The sequence below is a fragment of the Sphingomonas sp. NPDC079357 genome, assembly GCF_044901155.1.
In the GTDB taxonomy this organism is placed as follows: Bacteria; Pseudomonadota; Alphaproteobacteria; order Sphingomonadales; family Sphingomonadaceae; genus Sphingomonas.
In genome coordinates this window covers 1,585,446-1,603,493 of sequence record NZ_JBJDOM010000001.1, presented here as the reverse complement: position 1 = coordinate 1,603,493, position 18,048 = coordinate 1,585,446, and the positions used below count along the sequence as shown (strand labels likewise).

General features: G+C 68.7%; 19 protein-coding genes and 1 tRNA gene. 12 read left to right on the top strand and 8 right to left on the bottom strand.

Annotation, left to right across the window (positions count from 1 at the left end):
- The first annotated feature begins 8 nt into the window (after nucleotides 1–8).
- Nucleotides 9–1,598, top strand: a complete 1,590-nt coding sequence (locus ACI2JO_RS07540) for a lysine--tRNA ligase (protein ID WP_404720064.1) — start codon at nucleotides 9–11, stop codon at nucleotides 1,596–1,598.
- A gap of 130 nt (nucleotides 1,599–1,728) precedes the next feature.
- On the opposite strand, the gene ACI2JO_RS07535 is transcribed toward ACI2JO_RS07540, so the two are convergent.
- From ACI2JO_RS07535 to hemC, 3 genes are read right to left on the bottom strand one after another with little or no spacing between them, the layout of a single operon-like run.
- Nucleotides 1,729–2,604: a hypothetical protein gene (locus ACI2JO_RS07535; protein WP_404720063.1), complete on the bottom strand. Its 876-nt coding sequence runs from the start codon at nucleotides 2,602–2,604 to the stop codon at nucleotides 1,729–1,731.
- Nucleotides 2,605–2,635: 31 nt separating this feature from the next.
- Nucleotides 2,636–3,283: a uroporphyrinogen-III synthase gene (locus ACI2JO_RS07530; protein ID WP_404720062.1), complete on the bottom strand. Its 648-nt coding sequence runs from the start codon at nucleotides 3,281–3,283 to the stop codon at nucleotides 2,636–2,638.
- Nucleotides 3,280–4,173: a hydroxymethylbilane synthase gene (gene hemC / locus ACI2JO_RS07525; protein WP_404720061.1), complete on the bottom strand. Its 894-nt coding sequence runs from the start codon at nucleotides 4,171–4,173 to the stop codon at nucleotides 3,280–3,282. The genes ACI2JO_RS07530 and hemC overlap by 4 nt, the downstream gene beginning before the upstream one ends.
- 211 nt (nucleotides 4,174–4,384) lie before the next feature.
- Between hemC and tsaD the strand changes: the two genes are divergently transcribed.
- Both tsaD and ACI2JO_RS07515 read left to right on the top strand, forming a co-directional pair.
- Nucleotides 4,385–5,410 carry a tRNA (adenosine(37)-N6)-threonylcarbamoyltransferase complex transferase subunit TsaD gene (gene tsaD / locus ACI2JO_RS07520; RefSeq protein ID WP_404720351.1) on the top strand — a complete coding sequence of 342 codons (1,026 nt, stop codon included), beginning with the start codon at nucleotides 4,385–4,387 and terminating at the stop codon, nucleotides 5,408–5,410.
- Entirely contained in the window at nucleotides 5,407–6,387 is a 981-nt protein-coding gene (locus tag ACI2JO_RS07515; RefSeq protein ID WP_404720060.1) for an NAD(P)H-dependent glycerol-3-phosphate dehydrogenase, read from the top strand. The genes tsaD and ACI2JO_RS07515 overlap by 4 nt, the downstream gene beginning before the upstream one ends.
- A gap of 199 nt (nucleotides 6,388–6,586) precedes the next feature.
- On the opposite strand, the gene ACI2JO_RS07510 is transcribed toward ACI2JO_RS07515, so the two are convergent.
- Nucleotides 6,587–7,522: a ribose-phosphate pyrophosphokinase gene (locus ACI2JO_RS07510; protein ID WP_404720059.1), complete on the bottom strand. Its 936-nt coding sequence runs from the start codon at nucleotides 7,520–7,522 to the stop codon at nucleotides 6,587–6,589.
- 79 nt (nucleotides 7,523–7,601) lie between these two features.
- Between ACI2JO_RS07510 and ACI2JO_RS07505 the strand changes: the two genes are divergently transcribed.
- From ACI2JO_RS07505 to ribH, 6 genes are read left to right on the top strand one after another with little or no spacing between them, the layout of a single operon-like run.
- Nucleotides 7,602–8,939, top strand: a complete 1,338-nt coding sequence (locus tag ACI2JO_RS07505) for a glutamate--tRNA ligase (RefSeq protein WP_404720058.1) — start codon at nucleotides 7,602–7,604, stop codon at nucleotides 8,937–8,939.
- Between the two features lie 17 nt (nucleotides 8,940–8,956).
- Entirely contained in the window at nucleotides 8,957–9,307 is a 351-nt protein-coding gene (locus ACI2JO_RS07500; RefSeq protein ID WP_404720057.1) for a hypothetical protein, read from the top strand.
- 25 nt (nucleotides 9,308–9,332) lie between these two features.
- Entirely contained in the window at nucleotides 9,333–10,340 is a 1,008-nt protein-coding gene (gene ribD, locus ACI2JO_RS07495) for a bifunctional diaminohydroxyphosphoribosylaminopyrimidine deaminase/5-amino-6-(5-phosphoribosylamino)uracil reductase RibD (RefSeq protein ID WP_404720350.1), read from the top strand.
- 12 nt (nucleotides 10,341–10,352) lie between these two features.
- Nucleotides 10,353–10,958: a riboflavin synthase gene (locus ACI2JO_RS07490; RefSeq protein WP_404720056.1), complete on the top strand. Its 606-nt coding sequence runs from the start codon at nucleotides 10,353–10,355 to the stop codon at nucleotides 10,956–10,958.
- Nucleotides 10,948–12,081, top strand: coding sequence for a 3,4-dihydroxy-2-butanone-4-phosphate synthase (gene ribB, locus ACI2JO_RS07485; protein WP_404720055.1), 1,134 nt, complete (start codon nucleotides 10,948–10,950; stop codon nucleotides 12,079–12,081). The genes ACI2JO_RS07490 and ribB overlap by 11 nt, the downstream gene beginning before the upstream one ends.
- Complete coding sequence (gene ribH / locus ACI2JO_RS07480) at nucleotides 12,081–12,500, top strand: 6,7-dimethyl-8-ribityllumazine synthase (RefSeq protein ID WP_404720054.1); 420 nt, start codon at nucleotides 12,081–12,083, stop codon at nucleotides 12,498–12,500. The genes ribB and ribH overlap by 1 nt, the downstream gene beginning before the upstream one ends.
- 73 nt (nucleotides 12,501–12,573) lie before the next feature.
- Here the strand turns inward: ribH and ACI2JO_RS07475 are convergent, their stop codons facing one another.
- Nucleotides 12,574–13,221, bottom strand: a complete 648-nt coding sequence (locus ACI2JO_RS07475) for a class I SAM-dependent methyltransferase (RefSeq protein WP_404720053.1) — start codon at nucleotides 13,219–13,221, stop codon at nucleotides 12,574–12,576.
- A gap of 355 nt (nucleotides 13,222–13,576) precedes the next feature.
- Here ACI2JO_RS07475 and ACI2JO_RS07470 point away from each other — a divergent pair, with 355 nt between their 5' ends.
- Nucleotides 13,577–13,948: a hypothetical protein gene (locus tag ACI2JO_RS07470; RefSeq protein WP_404720052.1), complete on the top strand. Its 372-nt coding sequence runs from the start codon at nucleotides 13,577–13,579 to the stop codon at nucleotides 13,946–13,948.
- A gap of 105 nt (nucleotides 13,949–14,053) precedes the next feature.
- Here ACI2JO_RS07470 and ACI2JO_RS07465 read toward each other — a convergent pair whose 3' ends face one another.
- From ACI2JO_RS07465 to ACI2JO_RS07455, 3 genes are all read right to left on the bottom strand, one after another.
- Nucleotides 14,054–14,848, bottom strand: a complete 795-nt coding sequence (locus tag ACI2JO_RS07465; RefSeq protein ID WP_404720051.1) for a DUF72 domain-containing protein — start codon at nucleotides 14,846–14,848, stop codon at nucleotides 14,054–14,056.
- Nucleotides 14,845–15,549 (bottom strand): HPP family protein, encoded by a 705-nt coding sequence (locus ACI2JO_RS07460; RefSeq protein WP_404720050.1) that lies wholly within the window; start codon nucleotides 15,547–15,549, stop codon nucleotides 14,845–14,847. Before ACI2JO_RS07460 ends, ACI2JO_RS07465 begins: the two co-directional genes overlap by 4 nt.
- A gap of 108 nt (nucleotides 15,550–15,657) precedes the next feature.
- Nucleotides 15,658–15,732, bottom strand: a tRNA-Gly gene (locus tag ACI2JO_RS07455).
- A 156-nt stretch (nucleotides 15,733–15,888) separates the two neighbouring features.
- Between ACI2JO_RS07455 and ACI2JO_RS07450 the strand changes: the two genes are divergently transcribed.
- Nucleotides 15,889–16,599 carry a response regulator transcription factor gene (locus ACI2JO_RS07450; protein ID WP_028967327.1) on the top strand — a complete coding sequence of 237 codons (711 nt, stop codon included), beginning with the start codon at nucleotides 15,889–15,891 and terminating at the stop codon, nucleotides 16,597–16,599.
- 4 nt (nucleotides 16,600–16,603) lie between these two features.
- Nucleotides 16,604–17,926: an ATP-binding protein gene (locus ACI2JO_RS07445; protein ID WP_404720049.1), complete on the top strand. Its 1,323-nt coding sequence runs from the start codon at nucleotides 16,604–16,606 to the stop codon at nucleotides 17,924–17,926.
- The last annotated feature ends 122 nt before the right edge of the window (nucleotides 17,927–18,048 follow it).

Here is an 18,048-nt window from a genome sequence, read left to right as displayed (position 1 = left end):
CGCGCATCATGACCGACGATCTCCGCCCGGAAAGCCTCCGAACCGCCGCTCTCGAGTCCAAGGCCTGGCCGTATGAAGAGGCGCGCAAGCTCCTCAAGCGTTACCCCGACGGGAAACCGGACGGCCAGCCGGTATTGTTCGAGACCGGCTACGGTCCGTCGGGGCTGCCGCACATCGGCACCTTCAACGAGGTGCTGCGCACCACGATGGTCCGCAACGCCTTCCACGCGATCAGCGACGTGCCGACGCGGCTGATCGCGTTCAGCGACGATATGGACGGGCTGCGCAAGGTGCCCGACAACGTCCCGAACGGCGACATGCTGCGCGAGCATCTCGGCAAGCCGCTGACGCGCATTCCCGATCCGTTCGGCAAGTTCGACAGCTTCGCCGCGCACAACAATGCCACGCTGCGCGATTTTCTCGATCGCTACGGCTTCGACTACGAATTCGCGTCTTCGACCGATTATTACGCCTCGGGCCGCTTCGACGACGCGATCCGGGGCGTGCTGCGTCATTGGCAGGGCGTCATGGACGTGATGTTGCCGACGCTGCGCGCCGAGCGTCGCGCGACCTATTCGCCGGTGCTGCCGGTCAGCCCGAAGAGCGGTATCGTCCTGCAGGTGCCGGTCGAGGTAATAGACGCCGAGCGCGGGCTGATCGCGTTCGAAGACGAGGGCGAGCGCATCGAGCAGTCGGCGCTCGGCGGGCTGTCGAAGCTGCAATGGAAGGTCGACTGGGCGATGCGCTGGGTCGCGCTCGGCGTCGATTACGAGATGGCGGGCAAGGACCTGATCGACTCGGTTGTGCAATCCTCGAAGATCGCGCGCGTGCTCGGCGGGCGGCCGCCCGAGGGCTTCAACTATGAGATGTTCCTCGACGACAAGGGCGAGAAGATCTCCAAGTCGAAAGGCAACGGTCTGTCGATCGAGCAATGGCTGACCTACGGCCCCGAGGAGAGCCTCGCTTTCTACATCTATCGCGAGCCGAAGAAGGCCAAGCAGCTCCACATGGGCGTGATCCCGCGCGCGGTGGACGATTACTGGCAGTTTCGCGGCAATTATGTCGGGCAGGCGATCAAGGAGCGGCTCGGCAACCCCGTCCACCACGTCCATGACGGCAAGCTGCCCGACGGCAAACTGCCGGTGACGTTCGGGCTGCTGCTCAACCTCGTCGGCGTGATGGGCGAGGGCGCGACGCGTGAGCAGGTCTGGGCGTATCTCGCCAATTACGTCGCTGATGCGACGCCGGCCGCTTACCCGGAACTCGACCGGCTGATCGGCCACGCGCTGGCGTATCACCGCGACCATGTCGCCCCGACGCTGAAGCGTCGCCCGCCCGAGGGTGTCGAGGTCGCCGCGCTGGAGCGGCTCGATGCCGAACTGGCGGCGTTGCCCGAGGAGGCGAGCGCCGAAGACATCCAGAACATCGTTTATGAGATCGGCAAGACCGGCGGGTTCGCGGAACTGCGCGACTGGTTCAAGGCGCTCTACGAGACATTGCTCGGGTCGAGTCAGGGGCCGCGGATGGGCAGCTTCATCCGGCTGTACGGCATCGCGAACACCCGCACGCTGATCGCGGAGGCATTGGGGAAGAACTGAAACTTACCCGGCCGTCCGACGCTCCGTCACTGCGAGCGCAGCGAACCAATTCAGTGCCGGACCAAGACGCCCCTGGATTGCTTCGCTACACTCGCAATGACGGCATAAGCGAAGCCCGGGCGACGACGCCCTAGAACAAGCTCCCGTCCGCCGATGCGGACGGCGAGGGCGCCGGTTGCGGTTCCGCCGGCCGTGCGGGCGGCGGGGCGAAGGCGCCGGTGATCGCCGCCGTCTCCAGCGTGTCGAGCGCCGCGCGCGCGTCGATCCAGCGCCGCGCCGCCGCGGTCCAGTTCGCCGCATCCGCCGCGCCCGGCAGCCGCTCGACCTCCGCCAGCGCGGTTTCGACGTTGCCATTGTCAAGCTGCCGTCGCGCGCGCGCCAGCCGGTCGGACGGCAGCGGCGAGGGCGTATCGGCGCGGTGGATCACGACCAGATTGCGCAACTCACTACCGATCCCGCTCCACCAGTCGCTGGGCCGTGCGAGCAGCATCGGCGTGGCGACGTTCAGGCTTTCGCGCAGGTCCTCCAGTGTCACCGGCTGGCGCGCGGCGCGGATCACCGTGCCCACCTGTGCGGGCAGCGTCGCGCCAAACCGGCGCCGCAACTCGTTCTCTAGATAGCCGAGCCCGGCACCGCGATCGAGCGCGCGCCGTGCGGCGAACGTCACGAAGATCGCCTCGGCCTTGCCCGCGTTCACCGCCGCCTCGGCGGTATCGGCATCGGTGCGTGCCGCGCGGGCCTCGAGATTGGCGAGTTGCGCGGCTAGCGTCGCCTCACGCAGCGCCAGCGTTGCGGCGTCGGCGGCGGCTGCGGTCGGCGCGACCGGCGCGGCGGTCGGCTTGGCGACGGGCGCACCCGACCCGCCGCGCGCGAAGAAGCCGGGCGTGTTGCGTACCGCATAGGCCATCAGCCCGAGCCCGATCAGAAAGGCGAGGATCGCGATCGCCAGCGCCGGGCCAATCCGCGATCGCGTAGGGGGGCGCGTCGTTCCAAGGGGATCGCTCATTGGCCGCTTATCCTCGCGCCCGACGCGCCGGTCAATCGGATGCGGCAACCGCCTCGATCAGCGCGTGATCGTCGGGGCGATCGGCGACGATGACGCGTGCCCAGCCCGGCCCCGCCGCCCGGGCGATCGCCGGACTGAGCGCCGCAACGCTGATCCGCGGACGTGGAAGGGTGGCGGTCAACAGGGCGAATCGCTGCGCGGCGCGCGCGGAGTGCAGCATCACCACCCCATCGACCGCCGCCGCCAGCGCCGAAGATGCGACAGGCAGAGCCTCGCTGGCATAGACGATCAGTGTGGCGACGCCGGGCTGCGCGACATGCTCGCGCCCGGCGAGATGGAGCAGGCGCGGGAAGGTCTGTGCCCGCGCCACCGCCGCAGCCGCATCGCCATTCCCGACCATCACGACGTCAATTCCCGCCGCGCGCGCCGCTGCGGCGGTCGCGGCGCCGACCGCAACCACGGGCAGCCCCGCCAGTTGCGCCAGCCCGTCGCCCGCCAGCCGCACCGCCTGCGCGCTGGTCAGCAGCAAGGCGTCATAGTCGGCCGGGTCGGGCGGCGACCACCCGACCGGTACCGCGGCGAAGAGCGGTACCGAGACCGGATCGATCCCCACCGCCGCCAGCGCCGCGCAGGTGCGTGCGTTGCCCGGTTCGGGCCGCAGCACCAGCGCGTGCGTCATCCGAACAGCGCGCGGACCGCAGGTGACGCGCGCTCCAGCAACTCCTCGGCGAGCCGCGCCCCCAGCAACACCGGGTCGGCGCCCTCGGCCGTCCCCTCGGTCGATTCGCTCCCGTCCGGGGTCAGCAATTGCGCGCGCAGCACCAATGCCCCGCCCTCGACCACCGCGAGCGCCGCGACCGGCGAGTGGCAGTCGGCGCGCAGCCCCGCAAGCAAGGCGCGCTCGGCCGCGACCGCGCGGTGCGTGGGCGCGTGATCGATCGCAGCGACCAGCGCGCGCGCCGATCCCTCGGCCAACGTCTCCACGCCCACCGCGCCCTGTGCCGGCGCCGGAAGCATCACGTCGAGCGGGATCGTCACCCCGGTGTCGTGCCGCCCGAGCCGTTCCAGCCCCGCCGCCGCGAGCAAGGTCGCATCGACCTCACCGGTCGCCAGCTTGCCGAGCCGGGTATCGACATTGCCGCGGAACAGCACCGCCGAAATATCGGGCCGCAGCCGGCGCAGCTGCGCGGCACGGCGCGGGCTGCTGGTGCCGATCACCGCTTTGTCGGGCAGCGCTGCGATCGACGCTGCGCCGATCAGCCGGTCGCGCACGTCGGCGCGCGGCAGCGTCGCGGCGATCGCGATCGCGTCGGGACGCAGCGTCTCGACATCCTTCATCGAATGAACGCAGGCGTCGACCTCGCCCGCCAGCAGCGCGCGGTCCAATTCCTTGGTCCACAGCGCCTTGCCACCGATCTCGGCGAGCGCACGGTCCTGCACGCGGTCGCCGGTCGTGCGGATCGTCACGATTTCTACGTTGTCCCAGCCATGCGCGGCCATCAGCGCATCACGCACCATGCCTGCCTGGGTGAGCGCGAGCGGCGAACCACGGGTACCGAGCCGGAACATGCCGCACCTCTTGGCGGCTTCGTCGCGTCCGGGCAAGGTTTGCGGGACCATGACGTACGTCGACCCTGCCTGCGCAGTGGCGACGGCGCGGGGGCGGACTAGCTCCTAATCCTTTGCTGGATGCCCGTATGAAAGCCGAGGTCACAGGCGACCCCGTCATCATTGCTTCGCTACGCTCGCAATGACGGCGGGGTCGCCCTAGATGACTGCCATGCTGATCCTTGGGCTCGAATCCTCCTGCGACGAAACCGCCGCCGCCCTCGTCACCGGCGACCGGGAGGTGTTGGCGCATCGGCTCGCCGGGCAGGAGGCCGCGCACCGTCCTTATGGCGGCGTCGTGCCGGAAATTGCCGCGCGCGCGCACGTCGAGGTCCTGCAACCGCTCGTCGAGGCGGCGCTGGCCGATGCCGGCAAGACGCTCGCCGATGTCGACGCGATCGCCGCCACTGCCGGGCCGGGGTTGATCGGCGGGGTGCTGGTCGGGCTGGTGACCGGCAAGGCGCTCGCGCACGCGGCGGGCAAGCCATTGATCGCGGTCAACCATCTCGAAGGCCATGCGCTGAGCCCGCGACTCGCCGACCCTGACCTCGACTTCCCCTATTTGCTGCTGCTCGTCTCGGGGGGGCATTGCCAGTTGCTGCTGGTCGAAGGCGTCGCGCGCTATCGCCGGCTCGCCACCACGATCGACGATGCCGCGGGCGAGGCGTTCGACAAGACCGCCAAGATCCTCGGGCTCGGCTTTCCCGGCGGCCCGGCGGTCGAGCGCGCCGCTGCCGACGGCGATGCGCGCGCGGTGCCGCTGCCGCGTCCACTCAGGGGCTCGCCCGAGCCGCATTTTTCCTTCGCGGGGCTCAAGGCGGCAGTGGCGCGGATGGCGCCCGATCACGCCGCAGCCGACGTCGCGGCGAGCTTCCAGCAGGCGGTGGTCGACTGCCTGATCGACCGCACCCGCCGTGCGCTGACCAAGACGGAGGGCGCGACCGCCCTGGTCGTCGCCGGCGGCGTTGCGGCGAATGGCGCGGTCCGCGCGGCGTTGCAGGCGCTGGCGGGCGAGCACGGCCTGCGCTTCGTCGCGCCGCCCGGCTGGCTCTGCACCGACAATGCGGCGATGATCGCCTGGGCGGGTGCGGAGCGCTTCGCCGCCGGGCTGACCGATCCGCTCGACACCGCGGCGCGCGCGCGCTGGCCGCTCGACCCGGACGCGGAGAAGGTGCGCGGCGCGGGGGTGAAGGCATGAGCGGCCCGATCGGCGTTATCGGTGCGGGCGCGTGGGGCACCGCGCTCGCGCAAGTCGCTGCCACCAACGGCCATGAGGTGCGGCTGTGGGCGCGCGACGCGGCGCTGGTCAACGCGATCAACGCGAATCACGAGAACGCCGCCTATCTGCCCGGCATCCCGCTCTCGCCGCTGATCCGCGCGACCGGCGATCTGGCGTGGGTGGCGGAGGCGGCGGCCAATCTGATCGTCACGCCCGCGCAGGCGATGCGCACGGTGCTCGCGCAGCTTCCCGCCAATGCGCAGGCGCTGGTGGTGTGCTCGAAGGGGATCGAGGCCGGAACGCACCTGTTGATGAGCGAGGTGGCGCAGGAACAGCATCCCGCCTCGCCGGTGCTGGTACTGTCGGGGCCGACCTTCGCGCATGAGGTGGCGCGCGGGCTGCCGACCGCGGTGACGCTGGCCGGGCACGATCCGGCGACGCGGGCCTTGCTCGCCGCCGCGATCGCCGCGCCGCATTTTCGACCCTACGCCAGCAGCGACGTGATCGGCGCGGAGATCGGCGGGGCGGTGAAGAACGTGCTGGCGATCGCCTGCGGGGTCGTCGATGGCGCGGGGCTGGGGCAGAATGCGCGCGCGGCGTTGATCGCGCGTGGTTTTGCGGAAATGACGCGCTTCGGCGCAGCAAAGGGTGCACGCGCGGAGACGTTGGCCGGACTGTCGGGGCTCGGCGATCTGGTGCTGACCTGTTCGTCGACCGCGTCGCGCAACTTCTCGCTGGGCGTCGGAATCGGGCGCGGCGAAGCGGCGACGGATCTGCTGACGAACCGCCGCACCGTCGCCGAAGGAGCCTATACCGCGCCGGTGCTGCTGGAGGCAGCGCAGGCGTCGGGCGTGGAGATGCCGATCACCGCGGCGGTATCCCGGTTGCTTTCGGGCGAGGCGGTGCGCGGCGTGATCGACGACCTGTTAGCGCGGCCGTTGAAGGAGGAGGTGTAAACCTCCTGTCCTTCAGGACCTGATGCGGGATCCCGCTTCCTTTTTCCCCAAGCCGCCAAAAGAAACGTGGTCTTGGGTCAAGCCCGGGACGACAATGCCCCGCCGCGGCGAAGCCGCGTCGTCGCTCGGGCGTCGCCCGCCGGCCGGGCTGGGCGCTGCTGGCGCAGCGGCGCGGGCGTGGCCGCGCCAGCGCCCCGCCTCAGTCGAACAGCGACGAGACGCTCGCCTCGTCGGAGATTCGCCGCATCGCCTCGGCGAGCAGCGGCGCGATCGTCAGGTGGCGGATCTTGCCGACATCCTTGATCGTGTCGTGGTTACCGATCGAGTCGGTGATCACCAGCTCATGCAGCGCCGATCCCTCGACCCGCGCCACCGCGCCGCCCGACAGGACGCCGTGCGTGACATAGGCGACGACATCCTCCGCCCCCGCTTCCTTGAGCGCGGCGGCGGCGTTGCAGAGCGTGCCCGCCGAATCAACGATATCGTCGATCAGGATGCAGAACCGCCCCTCGACATCGCCGATGATGTTCATCACCTCTGACTCGCCGGCACGCTCGCGGCGCTTGTCGACGATCGCCAGCGGCGCGTTGTCGAGCCGCTTCGACAGCGCGCGCGCGCGCACCACGCCGCCGACGTCGGGCGAGACGACCATTAGGTTCTTCTCGCCGAAGCGCGCGCGAATGTCCTGCGACATCACCGGGGCGGCGAACAGATTGTCAGTCGGAATATCGAAAAAGCCTTGAATCTGCCCGGCGTGCAGGTCGACCGACAGCACGCGGTCGGCGCCCGCGGTCGTCACCAGATTGGCGACCAGCTTGGCCGAGATCGGGGTGCGCGGCCCCGGCTTCCGGTCCTGCCGGGCATAGCCGAAATAGGGCAGCACGGCGGTGATGCGCTTGGCCGACGCACGCTTCAGCGCGTCGATCATGATGAGCAATTCCATGAGGTTGTCGTTGACGGGATAGCTCGTCGACTGAACGACGAACACGTCCTCGCCGCGCACGTTCTCCATGATCTCGACGAAGATCTCCTCATCGGCGAAGCGCCGCACCAGCGCCTCGGTCAGCGGCACTTCCAGATAGTCGGAGATAGCACGCGCCAGCGGCAGGTTGGAGTTGCCGGTCATCAATTTCATGGACGAACACCCTTTCGTGCGCGACCGTTTAGGCGCGGGGGCTGGCGAGGGGAAGGGGGCGCGCGTAAGCGACTGACCCATGACTGTCATCACCCGCTTCGCACCCTCGCCGACCGGCACGCTGCACGTCGGCAACATTCGCACTGCGCTCCACAACTGGATGTGGGCGCGCGCGCATGGCGGACGCTTTCTGCTGCGGATCGACGATACTGATGCCGAGCGCAGCGAGGAACGGTTCGTCGACGCGATCCGCGCCGACCTCGCCTGGCTGGGGCTCCACCCGGATGCCGAGGAACGTCAGTCGGCGCGCACCGCGCGCTACGAGGAGGTGTTCGAGGAACTGCGCGCCGCCGGGCACATCTATCCCGCGTATGAAACCGCGCAGGAGCTGGACCTCAAACGCAAGATCCTGCGCGGGCGCGGACTGCCGCCGGTCTACGATCGGGCCGCGCTGGCGCTGAGCGATGCCGAGCGCGCGGCGCTGGAGGCCGACGGCGTCCGCCCGCACTGGCGCTTCCGGCTCGATCATGCCACGCCGATCGAATGGACCGACCTGATCCGCGGGCCGCAGCACTTCGACGCGGCGACGATGAGCGATCCGGTGATCCGTCGCGCAGACGGGTCGTGGCTTTATATGCTGCCCTCGGCGATCGACGATCGCGACATGGGCGTCACGCATGTCGTGCGCGGTGAGGATCATGTCACCAACACCGCGCTGCAATTGCAGATGTTTGCGGCGATGGGCGCGACCCCGCCCGTCTTCGCGCACGAGGCGCTGCTGACCGGCGCGGAAGGCAAATTGTCGAAGCGGCTCGGCAGCCTCGGCGTCGACGCGCTGCGCGACGAAGGGATCGAACCGGCCGCGATCGTTTCGCTACTGGCACGGCTCGGCACCAGCCAGCCGGTCGAGCCGCACCTCGATCCCGCACCGCTGCTGGAGGCGTTCGACTTCGCGCATTTCGGTCGTGCGCCGGCGAAGTTCGACGAGCGCGAGCTGGCGCAGGTCAATGCGCGGATCGTCCACCAACTGCCGTTCGCGGCGGTCGCCGACCGGCTGCCCGCCGGGATCGACGCAGCGGTGTGGGAGGCGATCCGCCCCAATCTCGAGACGGTCGCCGGTGCCGCGGACTGGTGGCAGGTGATCGAGGGGCCGATCGACGCCCCTGCTGCCAAGGACGACGCGGATTATCTGGCGCAGGCCGCGGCGGTCGCGCGCGCGATCGACTGGGCGGAAGACCCGTGGCACGCGCTGACCGCGGCGCTGAAGGAGGCGACCGGGCGCAAGGGCAAGCCGTTGTTCCTGCCGTTGCGCCGCGCGCTGACCGGGCGCGACCACGGGCCGGACATGGCGGCGCTGCTCCCGCTGATCGGGCGCGAGCGGGCGATCGCACGACTGGACTCGAACAGTCGCGGCTGACGCCCTATATCGGCGTCATGCGACACTTCCTCGCCCGCATCTCGCCGGTGCGCGCCACGCGCGACTTGCGCTTCTTCCTCCAGACGCGTGAGCGGTACGAATGGAGCTTTTTCGCGCTGTCGATCGCGGTGACGACGGTGGTGATCTGGGCCTTCTTCTACGATTCCTACGCCGAGAAGGAATATCGCCCCAACATCGTCTACTTCAAGCAATGGAAGCTCGATCGCACCGATGCGGAGATCATCGCGCAGCAGAAGATCGACAAGCCGATCCGCGATGCCGAGGTCGCCGCGCAAAAGGCGCGCGAGGAGAAGCTGCGCGCCGGGTTCAAGCGGCTGGACGACAAGCTGAACGACATGGGCATCTGATCCATTGAGCGACGATGCGCGCTGGATGGCCGCCGCGCTTGCGCTGGCGGGGCGGACGCGCGGGCGGACGACGCCCAACCCCAATGTCGGATGCGTGGTCGTCCGCGACGGCCGCGTCGTCGGGCGTGGCTGGACCCAACCGGGTGGGCGACCGCACGCCGAAGCGATGGCGCTCGGTGAAGCGGGCGAGGCGAAGCGCGGCACGACTGCCTATGTGACGCTGGAGCCCTGCGCGCATCGCAGCGAGCGCGGCCCGGCCTGCGCCGATCTACTCGTCGCCGCCGGCATTGCGCGGGTCGTCGCGGCGATCGGCGACCCCGATCCGCGCACCGACGGCGGCGGATTTGCGCGGCTTCGCGCCGCGGGGATAGAGGTGACGACCGGCGTTCTTGCCGACGCGGCGCGCCGTTCGATGGCGGGTTTCCTCACCCGCCGCGCGCTCGGGCGCCCGCAGGTCACCCTCAAGCTCGCGCTGTCGCTCGACGGTGCGGCGGCGACCGCAAACGGACGCAGCCAGTGGATCACCTGCCCCGAAGCGCGCGCGCACACGCATCTCGAACGCAGCCGCCACGATGCGATTCTCGTCGGGCGCGGGACATGGGAGACGGATCGGCCCCGCCTCGACGTGCGATTGCCGGGGTTGGAGGAACGCAGCCCGCTGCGGGTGGTGCTCTCCCGAAACGCACGTCATTGCGAGCGTAGTGAAGCAATCCAGGGCCACACCCCGGACGCTCTGGATCGCGTCGCTCCGCTCGCGATGACGGCATTTATCTGGATTGCCACGCCCCACGACATCGCGTCGCTCCCCGCCGATCACCTTTTCGTCGAGGGGGGCGCGCAAACCGCCGCCGCCTTCCTCCGTGCCGATCTCGTCGACCGGCTGCTCCTCTATCGCGCCCCGATCCTGATCGGCGGCGGGCGGACGCTGCCGGACATCGGGCTCGCCGATCTCGCCGAGGCGCATGGCCGCTGGACGCTCGTCGATCAGCGCCAGCTTGGCAGCGACCGGCTCGAAGTCTACGAGCGCGCTTGAAAGGCCCATCCCATGTTCACCGGCATCGTCACCGACATCGGCACCATCGACAGCGTGGAGGAACGCGGCGACCGTCGCGTCACGATCGCGACCGCCTATGACACCGCCGCGATCGACCTCGGCGCGTCGATCGCCTGTTCGGGCGTATGCCTGACGGTGGTCGACACCCGCCCGGGCGTTTTCGTCGTCGATGTCTCAGGTGAGACGGTCGCGCGCACGGCCCGCGATCAGTGGCAGGCCGGACGGCGGCTGAACCTCGAACGCGCGATGAAGCTGGGCGACGAACTCGGCGGGCACATCGTCACCGGCCATGTCGACGGCGTCGCCGAGGTGATCGTCGTGTGCGCGGACGGCGATTCGAAGCGGATCGGCTTCCGTGTCGACGCAGCACTCGCCCCGTTTCTCGCCCCCAAGGGATCGGTGACGATCGACGGCGTGTCGCTGACCGTCAACGAGGTGCGCGACGAAGCAGACGGGACGCATTTCGCCGTCAACCTGATCCCGCACACGCAGGCGGTCACCACGCTCGGTGCGCTGGCCGCCGGTCAGGCCGTCAACGTCGAAATCGACGTCCTCGCCCGCTATCTGCAACGCATGGAGCATTATCGTGGCCGCTAAGTCCGCCGAACTCGCGCGTCTGCGCCACGGCTATCTGTCGACGCCAGAAGAGATCATCGACGAGGCGCGCAACGGCCGGATGTTCATCCTGGTCGATGACGAGGATCGCGAGAACGAGGGCGATCTGGTCATCCCCGCGCAGATGGCGACGCCCGAGAAGATCAACTTCATGGCGCGCCACGGCCGCGGGCTGATCTGTCTGGCGATGACCAAGGCGCGTGTCGAAGACCTCGGGCTCGACCTGATGAGCCGCAACAACGGCACGCGCCACGAAACCGCCTTCACCGTCTCGATCGAGGCGCGCGAGGGCGTGACGACCGGCATCTCCGCCGCCGATCGTGCCTGCACGATCGCGGTGGCGATCGACTCGACCAAGGACCGCACCGATATCGTCACGCCGGGGCACGTCTTCCCGCTCGTCGCGCGCGACGGCGGGGTGCTGGTGCGCGCCGGCCATACCGAGGCGGCGGTCGACGTCTCGCGGCTCGCCGGGCTTAACCCCTCGGGTGTGATCTGCGAGATCATGAACGAGGACGGCACGATGGCGCGCCTCGACGATCTCGTCTCCTTCGCGCAGCTCCACAATCTCAAGATCGGAACGATCCGCGACCTGATCGCCTATCGCCGCCGCCACGACCATCTGGTCGAGCTGGTCAGCGAGGCACCATTCACCAGCCGCTGGGGCGGCGACTGGACGGTCCGCGCCTATCGCAACAAGGCGACCGGCACCGAGCAGATCGCGCTGGTGAAGGGCCGCGTCGACCCATCGCGGCCGACGCTGGTGCGGATGCACGCGCTGTCGCCGTTCGCCGATCTGTTCGGCGAAGAGGGCGAGCGCAGCCGGATGCTGTCGCGCTCGATGGAGCTGATCGCGGCGGAGGGTGCAGGCGTGATCGTCGTCATCAACCGCCAGCGTGCCGATTCCTTCACCACCGCGGTGCGGCTGAAGGCCGGCGAGCAGGCGCCGGTCGATATGGAGGAGTTGCGCGACTATGGCGTCGGCGCGATGATTCTCGCCGAGCTGGGCGTGCATGACATGGTGCTGCTCACCAACACGCATCACACATTGGTCGGGCTCGACGGCTATGGCCTGTCGATCGTCGGCGAACGGAAGGTGGATTGATGGCCAACGTCCTTATCGTCGAAGCACGTTTCTACGATCATCTCAACGACATGCTGGTCGCGGGCGCGAAGGCGGCAGTCGAGGCGGCCGGGCATCGCGCCGAGGTGCTGACCGTGCCCGGCGCGCTCGAAGTGCCCGGCGCGATTGCGCTGGCATCGGAGAGCGGCCGCTACGACGCGTTCGTCGCGCTGGGCGTCGTGATCCGCGGCGAAACCTATCATTTCGAGATCGTCGCCAACGAAAGCGCGCGCGGTATCATGGCGCTGACCATGGATGGGGTGCCGATCGGCAACGGCATCCTGACCACCGAGGACGAGGCGCAGGCGATCGTCCGCGCCGACCCCGCACAGCTCGACAAGGGCGGCGCGGCCGCCAGGGCGGCGCTGGCGATGCTGGATCTCAAGGAACGGCTAGGCTGAGCCCAAAAACCCCCTTCAGCACGGCTCTTCTCGAAGCAAGACAAGCGGCAGGGCAAACCCGAGGTGACGCCGCTCACCGGCGAGCGAGCAGCAAGTCCGATGTCTTTGTGATCGTAAATGCTTCCGATGTTGCGAACGCGCGCTCGACTGCCGCCGCCAGCTTTGCCACCGCGCCGGGCGCATCCGCTTCCGGCAGACTGGTCAGATAGCCGAGCAGATCAACCGGGTCGGTGACGCGCAATGTGTCGTCATAGCGCCGCACCGCGACCTCGCCGAACTGCGCCTGCATCAGCGCGAGACCATCCTCCGACGACAGAGGCGTGCGCCGCGCCGCGGCCTGACCGAGCGCCTGCGTCAGCAGCCCGCTCACCTCCGCCATCGTCCCCGACCGGTTGAGCACCACCGCCACCGTCCCGCCGGCCCGCGTCACCCGTGAAAATTCGGCGAGGCCGGCGGTTGGATCGGCAAGATGATAGAGCATGTGGATCGCCAGCACGATATCGACGCAGCCGTCCGCGAATGGCAGCGTGGTCGCCTCGCCGACCATCGCCGCCGTGTCTCGCCAGCGCCCGGTCGCGCGCACTGTCCCATCCGCCGCCGCCACCATCCCGGGTGAACTATCAATCAGCCGCAATGCCAGGTCGTCAGGGACTTCGCGCGGTGCCGCGCGCCAGAAGGCCCCGGCGCCGCATCCGACATCCGCCACCACGCTGCCCGGCATGAAGTCGATACCGTCGGCGAGCCACGCGAACCAGTCATCGCGTCCATAACGGCGATGGAGAAGCGCGCGCCTCCAACCGATCGGGAAAGCGATACTGAACCTCGCGCAGATAGCGGCCTTCGCTGTCGGTCATCCTTGCTCGGGGCTCTGGATTACGATTAGCGGCTTCTTAGGTGCGCATCGAGCAGGGGAGCAAGCTGTTGCCGACCGGCAATGGCGAGGCGGGAGAGCGTCGGGTGAGGAAGCGATCCCACGCTATGCGCTATATTGTCGCGTCGTATAAGGGATCGGCGTACAACCCTGCACCTGACGCGTTCGCCGCATCATGAGACCTGGGGACCTCGAGGATAGCGACATGAGCGAAGCGTCGCTGACCACGACCGCCTTGGCCGCCGCCGAGCAGCTTTTCCGCAAGGGCGCGGTGGAGGAAGGCGAGGATATTGCCGCCTTCCTCGATCGCTTCGCGGCGCGGCTGGCGCGTGCCTATAATGATGGCGAACTCTCTTATGCGGTATGCGACAGTATCGCGAGCGACCTGTGGGGGCTCTTGCAGGGGTTGTGGCTGGACGGCGTGGCGTATCGCTGGCCCACGCTGTTCCAGCAGGTGCATGACGCGTTCGAGGCCGGTGCATACCACGCGCGTGCCGATGGCTCCGACGATCCGGTCGCAACCTACACCAATCCCGCGATTGCCGCGATCGTCGCATCGCTCGACCGCGCGGATTAAGGCTGTCCTACACGCGCCAACGCGCGGCATGGCAGGTGTATGATCGGCACTGCACCAACGTTGAGCAAACCCGCCGACGTCTCAACATTCGCAACATTCGCGCGGTCAGCCGAGCCGCTCGATCAACGCCATCGCGGCATGCGGCGCGCGGACCTTCGCGCCGTTTATCATGAAGATGAACGTGTCGCGCGGGCGCACGGGCGCAGGATCGGCGACATAGGGCAGGCCCTCGGGACTTCTGCCGGCCGCCCAATCCCGTGCGATGTCGCGCCAGCGGTCGAGCGCCGCGGGGGCGTAGCCGGTCGGCTCCTCCTCGCGCGCATCCTCCAGCCGTGCATAAACGAAATCACCCGACACATCCGCCAGCGCAGGGTAATCAGCCGAAGCGCCATGAACGATCGCCACCCCGGCCGCGCGGCACAGGGCGACGAACGCGGGCGTCGCAAAGCTTTCGTGCCGCACCTGGATCGCATGGCGCAGCGGCACGCCGGCTTCTTTGGCGGGCAGCAGCTTCAGGAAGGCGGCGATGTCGTCGGCATCGAACTTCCGCGTTGCGGGCAGCTGCCAAAGGATCGGTCCGAGCATGTCACCCAGTTCTACGATTCCTTGTCCGAGGAAGCGCGCAATCGATTCGCCCGCCTCGGCCAGCACCTTGCGCGTCACGCAATAGCGCGACGCCTTGAGCGCGAAGACGAACCCGTCCGGCGCGGTTTCGCGCCAGCCCGCGAAGGTCGCGGGCTTGAACGACGAATAGAAGGTGCCGTTGACCTCGATCGCGGTAACGTGACGACTGGCATATTCCAGCTCGCGCTTTTGCGGCCATTTCTCGGGATAGAAGGTCCCGCGCCACGGCTCGTAGGTCCAGCCGCCGATGCCCACGCGAATCGAAGAAGCCGTCATCGCACCGGCGTGCCGGGTTGCCGCATTTTTGTCGAGCCGGCGCGGCGTGCCGCGGCGTGCGCCTCGGCGCGGGTCAGCAGCGCGTCGAGATCCTCCGGGGCGATGTCGAACGTCTCGTGCAGGTCGGCGAGCGCCGCATCAATGTCGGCGGCGTGCAGCCCCGGCGCGGGCGCTGCGACGGGCGTGGCGGCGCGGTGCGGATAGCTGTGGCGGGTCATGCGATGATAGAGGATGCCGAGCGTGACCAGTGCGACCGAGTTGATCCCGACCGGCGCAAACGCGAAGGTCCAGCCCGCGGCATGGATGCCGGTGCTCCCGATCACCGCGGTCAGCGCCGCCGCGCCACCTGGCGGGTGGAGACAACGCAGCAGCGACATCGCGAGGATTGCGCCGCCGACCGCGACGCCCGCCGCCAGCGCGACCGGCGGGATGAGTTGATAGGCTGCGACGCCGATCAGCGCCGAGACGGTGTTGCCGCCGATCACCGACCATGGCTGTGCCAGCGGACTTGCAGGCACCGCGAAAACGAGCACCGCCGACGCGCCGAGCGGGGCGACGATGATCGGCAGATCGGCGTGGCTCAACGGCAGCCGCGCGCAGACGACAAACGTCAGCGCAAGACACAGCGCCGCGCCAAGACAGGCCAGCAAGCGGGCCGGCCAGTGTGCACCGGCGAGCAGGAGCGAGAACAGCGGCGTCATGCGCGCGCCGTAGCGCAGCGCCGGCAAGTCGTCACCGTCGACAGCGAACTGCGCAGGCGCAAAACGGTGAGGATCCCCGAAGGGAAAACATATGTTACTGTAGAAAACTGGAGCGGGCGAAGGGATTCGAACCCTCGACCCCAACCTTGGCAAGGTTGTGCTCTACCCCTGAGCTACGCCCGCTCTGGCGCCGTGACCGGAAGCATTTGGCTGCTTCCGCCGGGTGAGGTGGCGCCACTAGCAGCGGTGTTCGTACCCCGCAACAGCTTTTTTCGCGATCGTCCGTTTTTCCCCACATCGAATTGACCGGGTCCGATGCGGCCCCTACGTCCTAAGCCCATGACCGCTCCCACGATCCTGCTTGTCGAGGACGATCCGTCGCTCCGAATGCTTACCGCACGCGCGCTTCAGGAGAATGGCTTTGCCGTGCGTCCCGCCTCCGCCGCGCCGGAAATGTGGCTGGCGCTCGACTCCGGGCCTGTCGACCTCGTGCTGCTCGACATCATGTTGCCGGGGACCAGCGGGATCGATCTTTGCCGGTCGCTGCGACAGAAGAGCGACGTGCCGATCATCTTCATGTCGGCGCGGGCCAGCGAAACCGACCGGGTCGTCGGGCTGGAACTCGGCGCGGACGATTATATCGCCAAGCCGTTCGGGACGCGCGAGCTGGTGGCCCGCGTCCGCGCGGTGCTGCGCCGGCCGGCACTCGACCGACGCGCGGGCGCGGGCGATCAGGGGATGCTGACCTTCGACGGCTGGACCGTGAACCTGCCGCGCCGCGAACTCGCGTCGCCGAGTGGTGCGATCGTCGACCTGACCGGTGCGGAATTCGACCTGCTGGTGGTGCTTGCCGACCATGCGCAGCGCGTGATCGCGCGCGAGCGGCTGATCGAGCTGAGCCGCACGCGGCTGGGCGACAGTTCGGACCGCTCGATCGACGTGCTGGTCAGCCGCCTGCGTCGCAAGCTGGGCAGCGCGGGCGCGCCGGCGCCGATCGTGACGGTGCGCGGCGTCGGCTACATGCTGAACGCGCCGGTCGAGCGCAGTTGAGCGTATGACCTTCCTGCGCCGCCCGGCAGTCGGCCTGCTGGGTCAGGTGCTGGGTATTCTGTTGCTGACGCTGGTGATCGAGTTCGGCGCCAGTACCTTGCTTTACGAGCGCGCGAGCGGGTTTGCGGTGCGCGACGACGAGGCCAATCGCCTCGCCGAACATCTGGTGATCAGCCGCCGGTTGATCTCCGAACGCCCGCAGCTCGAGCGGCCGACGATGGCGGCGGAGCTGACCACCGACCGTTATGCGCTGCAATGGAGTGCGGCGCTGCCGGCGGTGCCGCCGATCGCCCCTGCGCTGGATGAAATGCACCGGCAGGTGCTGGAATGGGAGCCGTCGCTGGCGTCGACCGATCTGTGGTTGCGGCTGCAATCGCCAGGGCGGCGATCGGTGGTGACCGGCGGGTTGCGGCTAGACGACGGAAGTTGGCTATTTTTCCGCACACGCCAGCCGATCGCCAACCTCAACCTGTCGTTCGAGCGGATCGCGCTTGCGATGGTGCCCGCCATTGCGTTGATGCTGCTGGGCGCGTTGCTGTTGCGGCGCGTGCTGCTGCCACTGCGGCGGCTGGCGACCGCGGCGGACCGGGTCGGGCACGGAATTGTCGAGCATGTTGAAGAAGATGGGCCGGGCGAGGTGCGGCGGGTTATCACCGCGTTCAACCGGATGCAGGACCGCATCCAGGCCTTGATCGCGGGGCGGACCCAGGCGCTGGCGGCGGTCGGGCACGATCTGCGTACGCCGCTGGCGCGGTTGCATCTGCGGACCGAGGCGCTGCCCGATGTCGACACGCGCGAAGCGATTGTCCGCGATGTCAGTGAGATGGAGGCGATGATCACCTCGCTTCTCGCCTTTTTGGGCGGGTCGGCGGAGCCGGAGCCGACCAGCATCGTCGACTTGGCGGTGCTGTGCGCAACGCTGGCGGATGATGCCGAGGATCGCGGGCGGGTGGCCACTTACGTGGGGCCCGATCATTGCGAATGGCGGCTTCGGCGCGTCGGATTCAAGCGTGCGTTGGTCAATCTGGTCGAAAATGCCCTGCATTATGGCGACACAGTCACGATCAGGCTCATCACCGACCGCCCGGGTGCCGTGATCCGCATCGAAGATGACGGTCCGGGAATTCCGGACGACGAGCTGGAGCATGTGCTTGAGCCGTTCGTGCGGCTCGACCCCGCGCGGTCGCGCGATACGGTCGGGTTCGGACTGGGACTGTCGATCGTCCAGTTGGCGGTGGCGGAAGAAGGCGGGCGGCTGACGCTTGCGAACCGCGCCGGGGGCGGGTTGTGCGCGGAGATCGTGTTGCCGCCCCAGGAAACGAAATGACACGCAACCGCCGCACGGCAGCAAGGGAGCGCCCGTAAGAGCTGATCGGTTGGCATGGGGGACGGGACGTGGCGATCGCAGGCGAAAGCACTCGGGTGATCGCGGCGCGATCGTCATGGCTG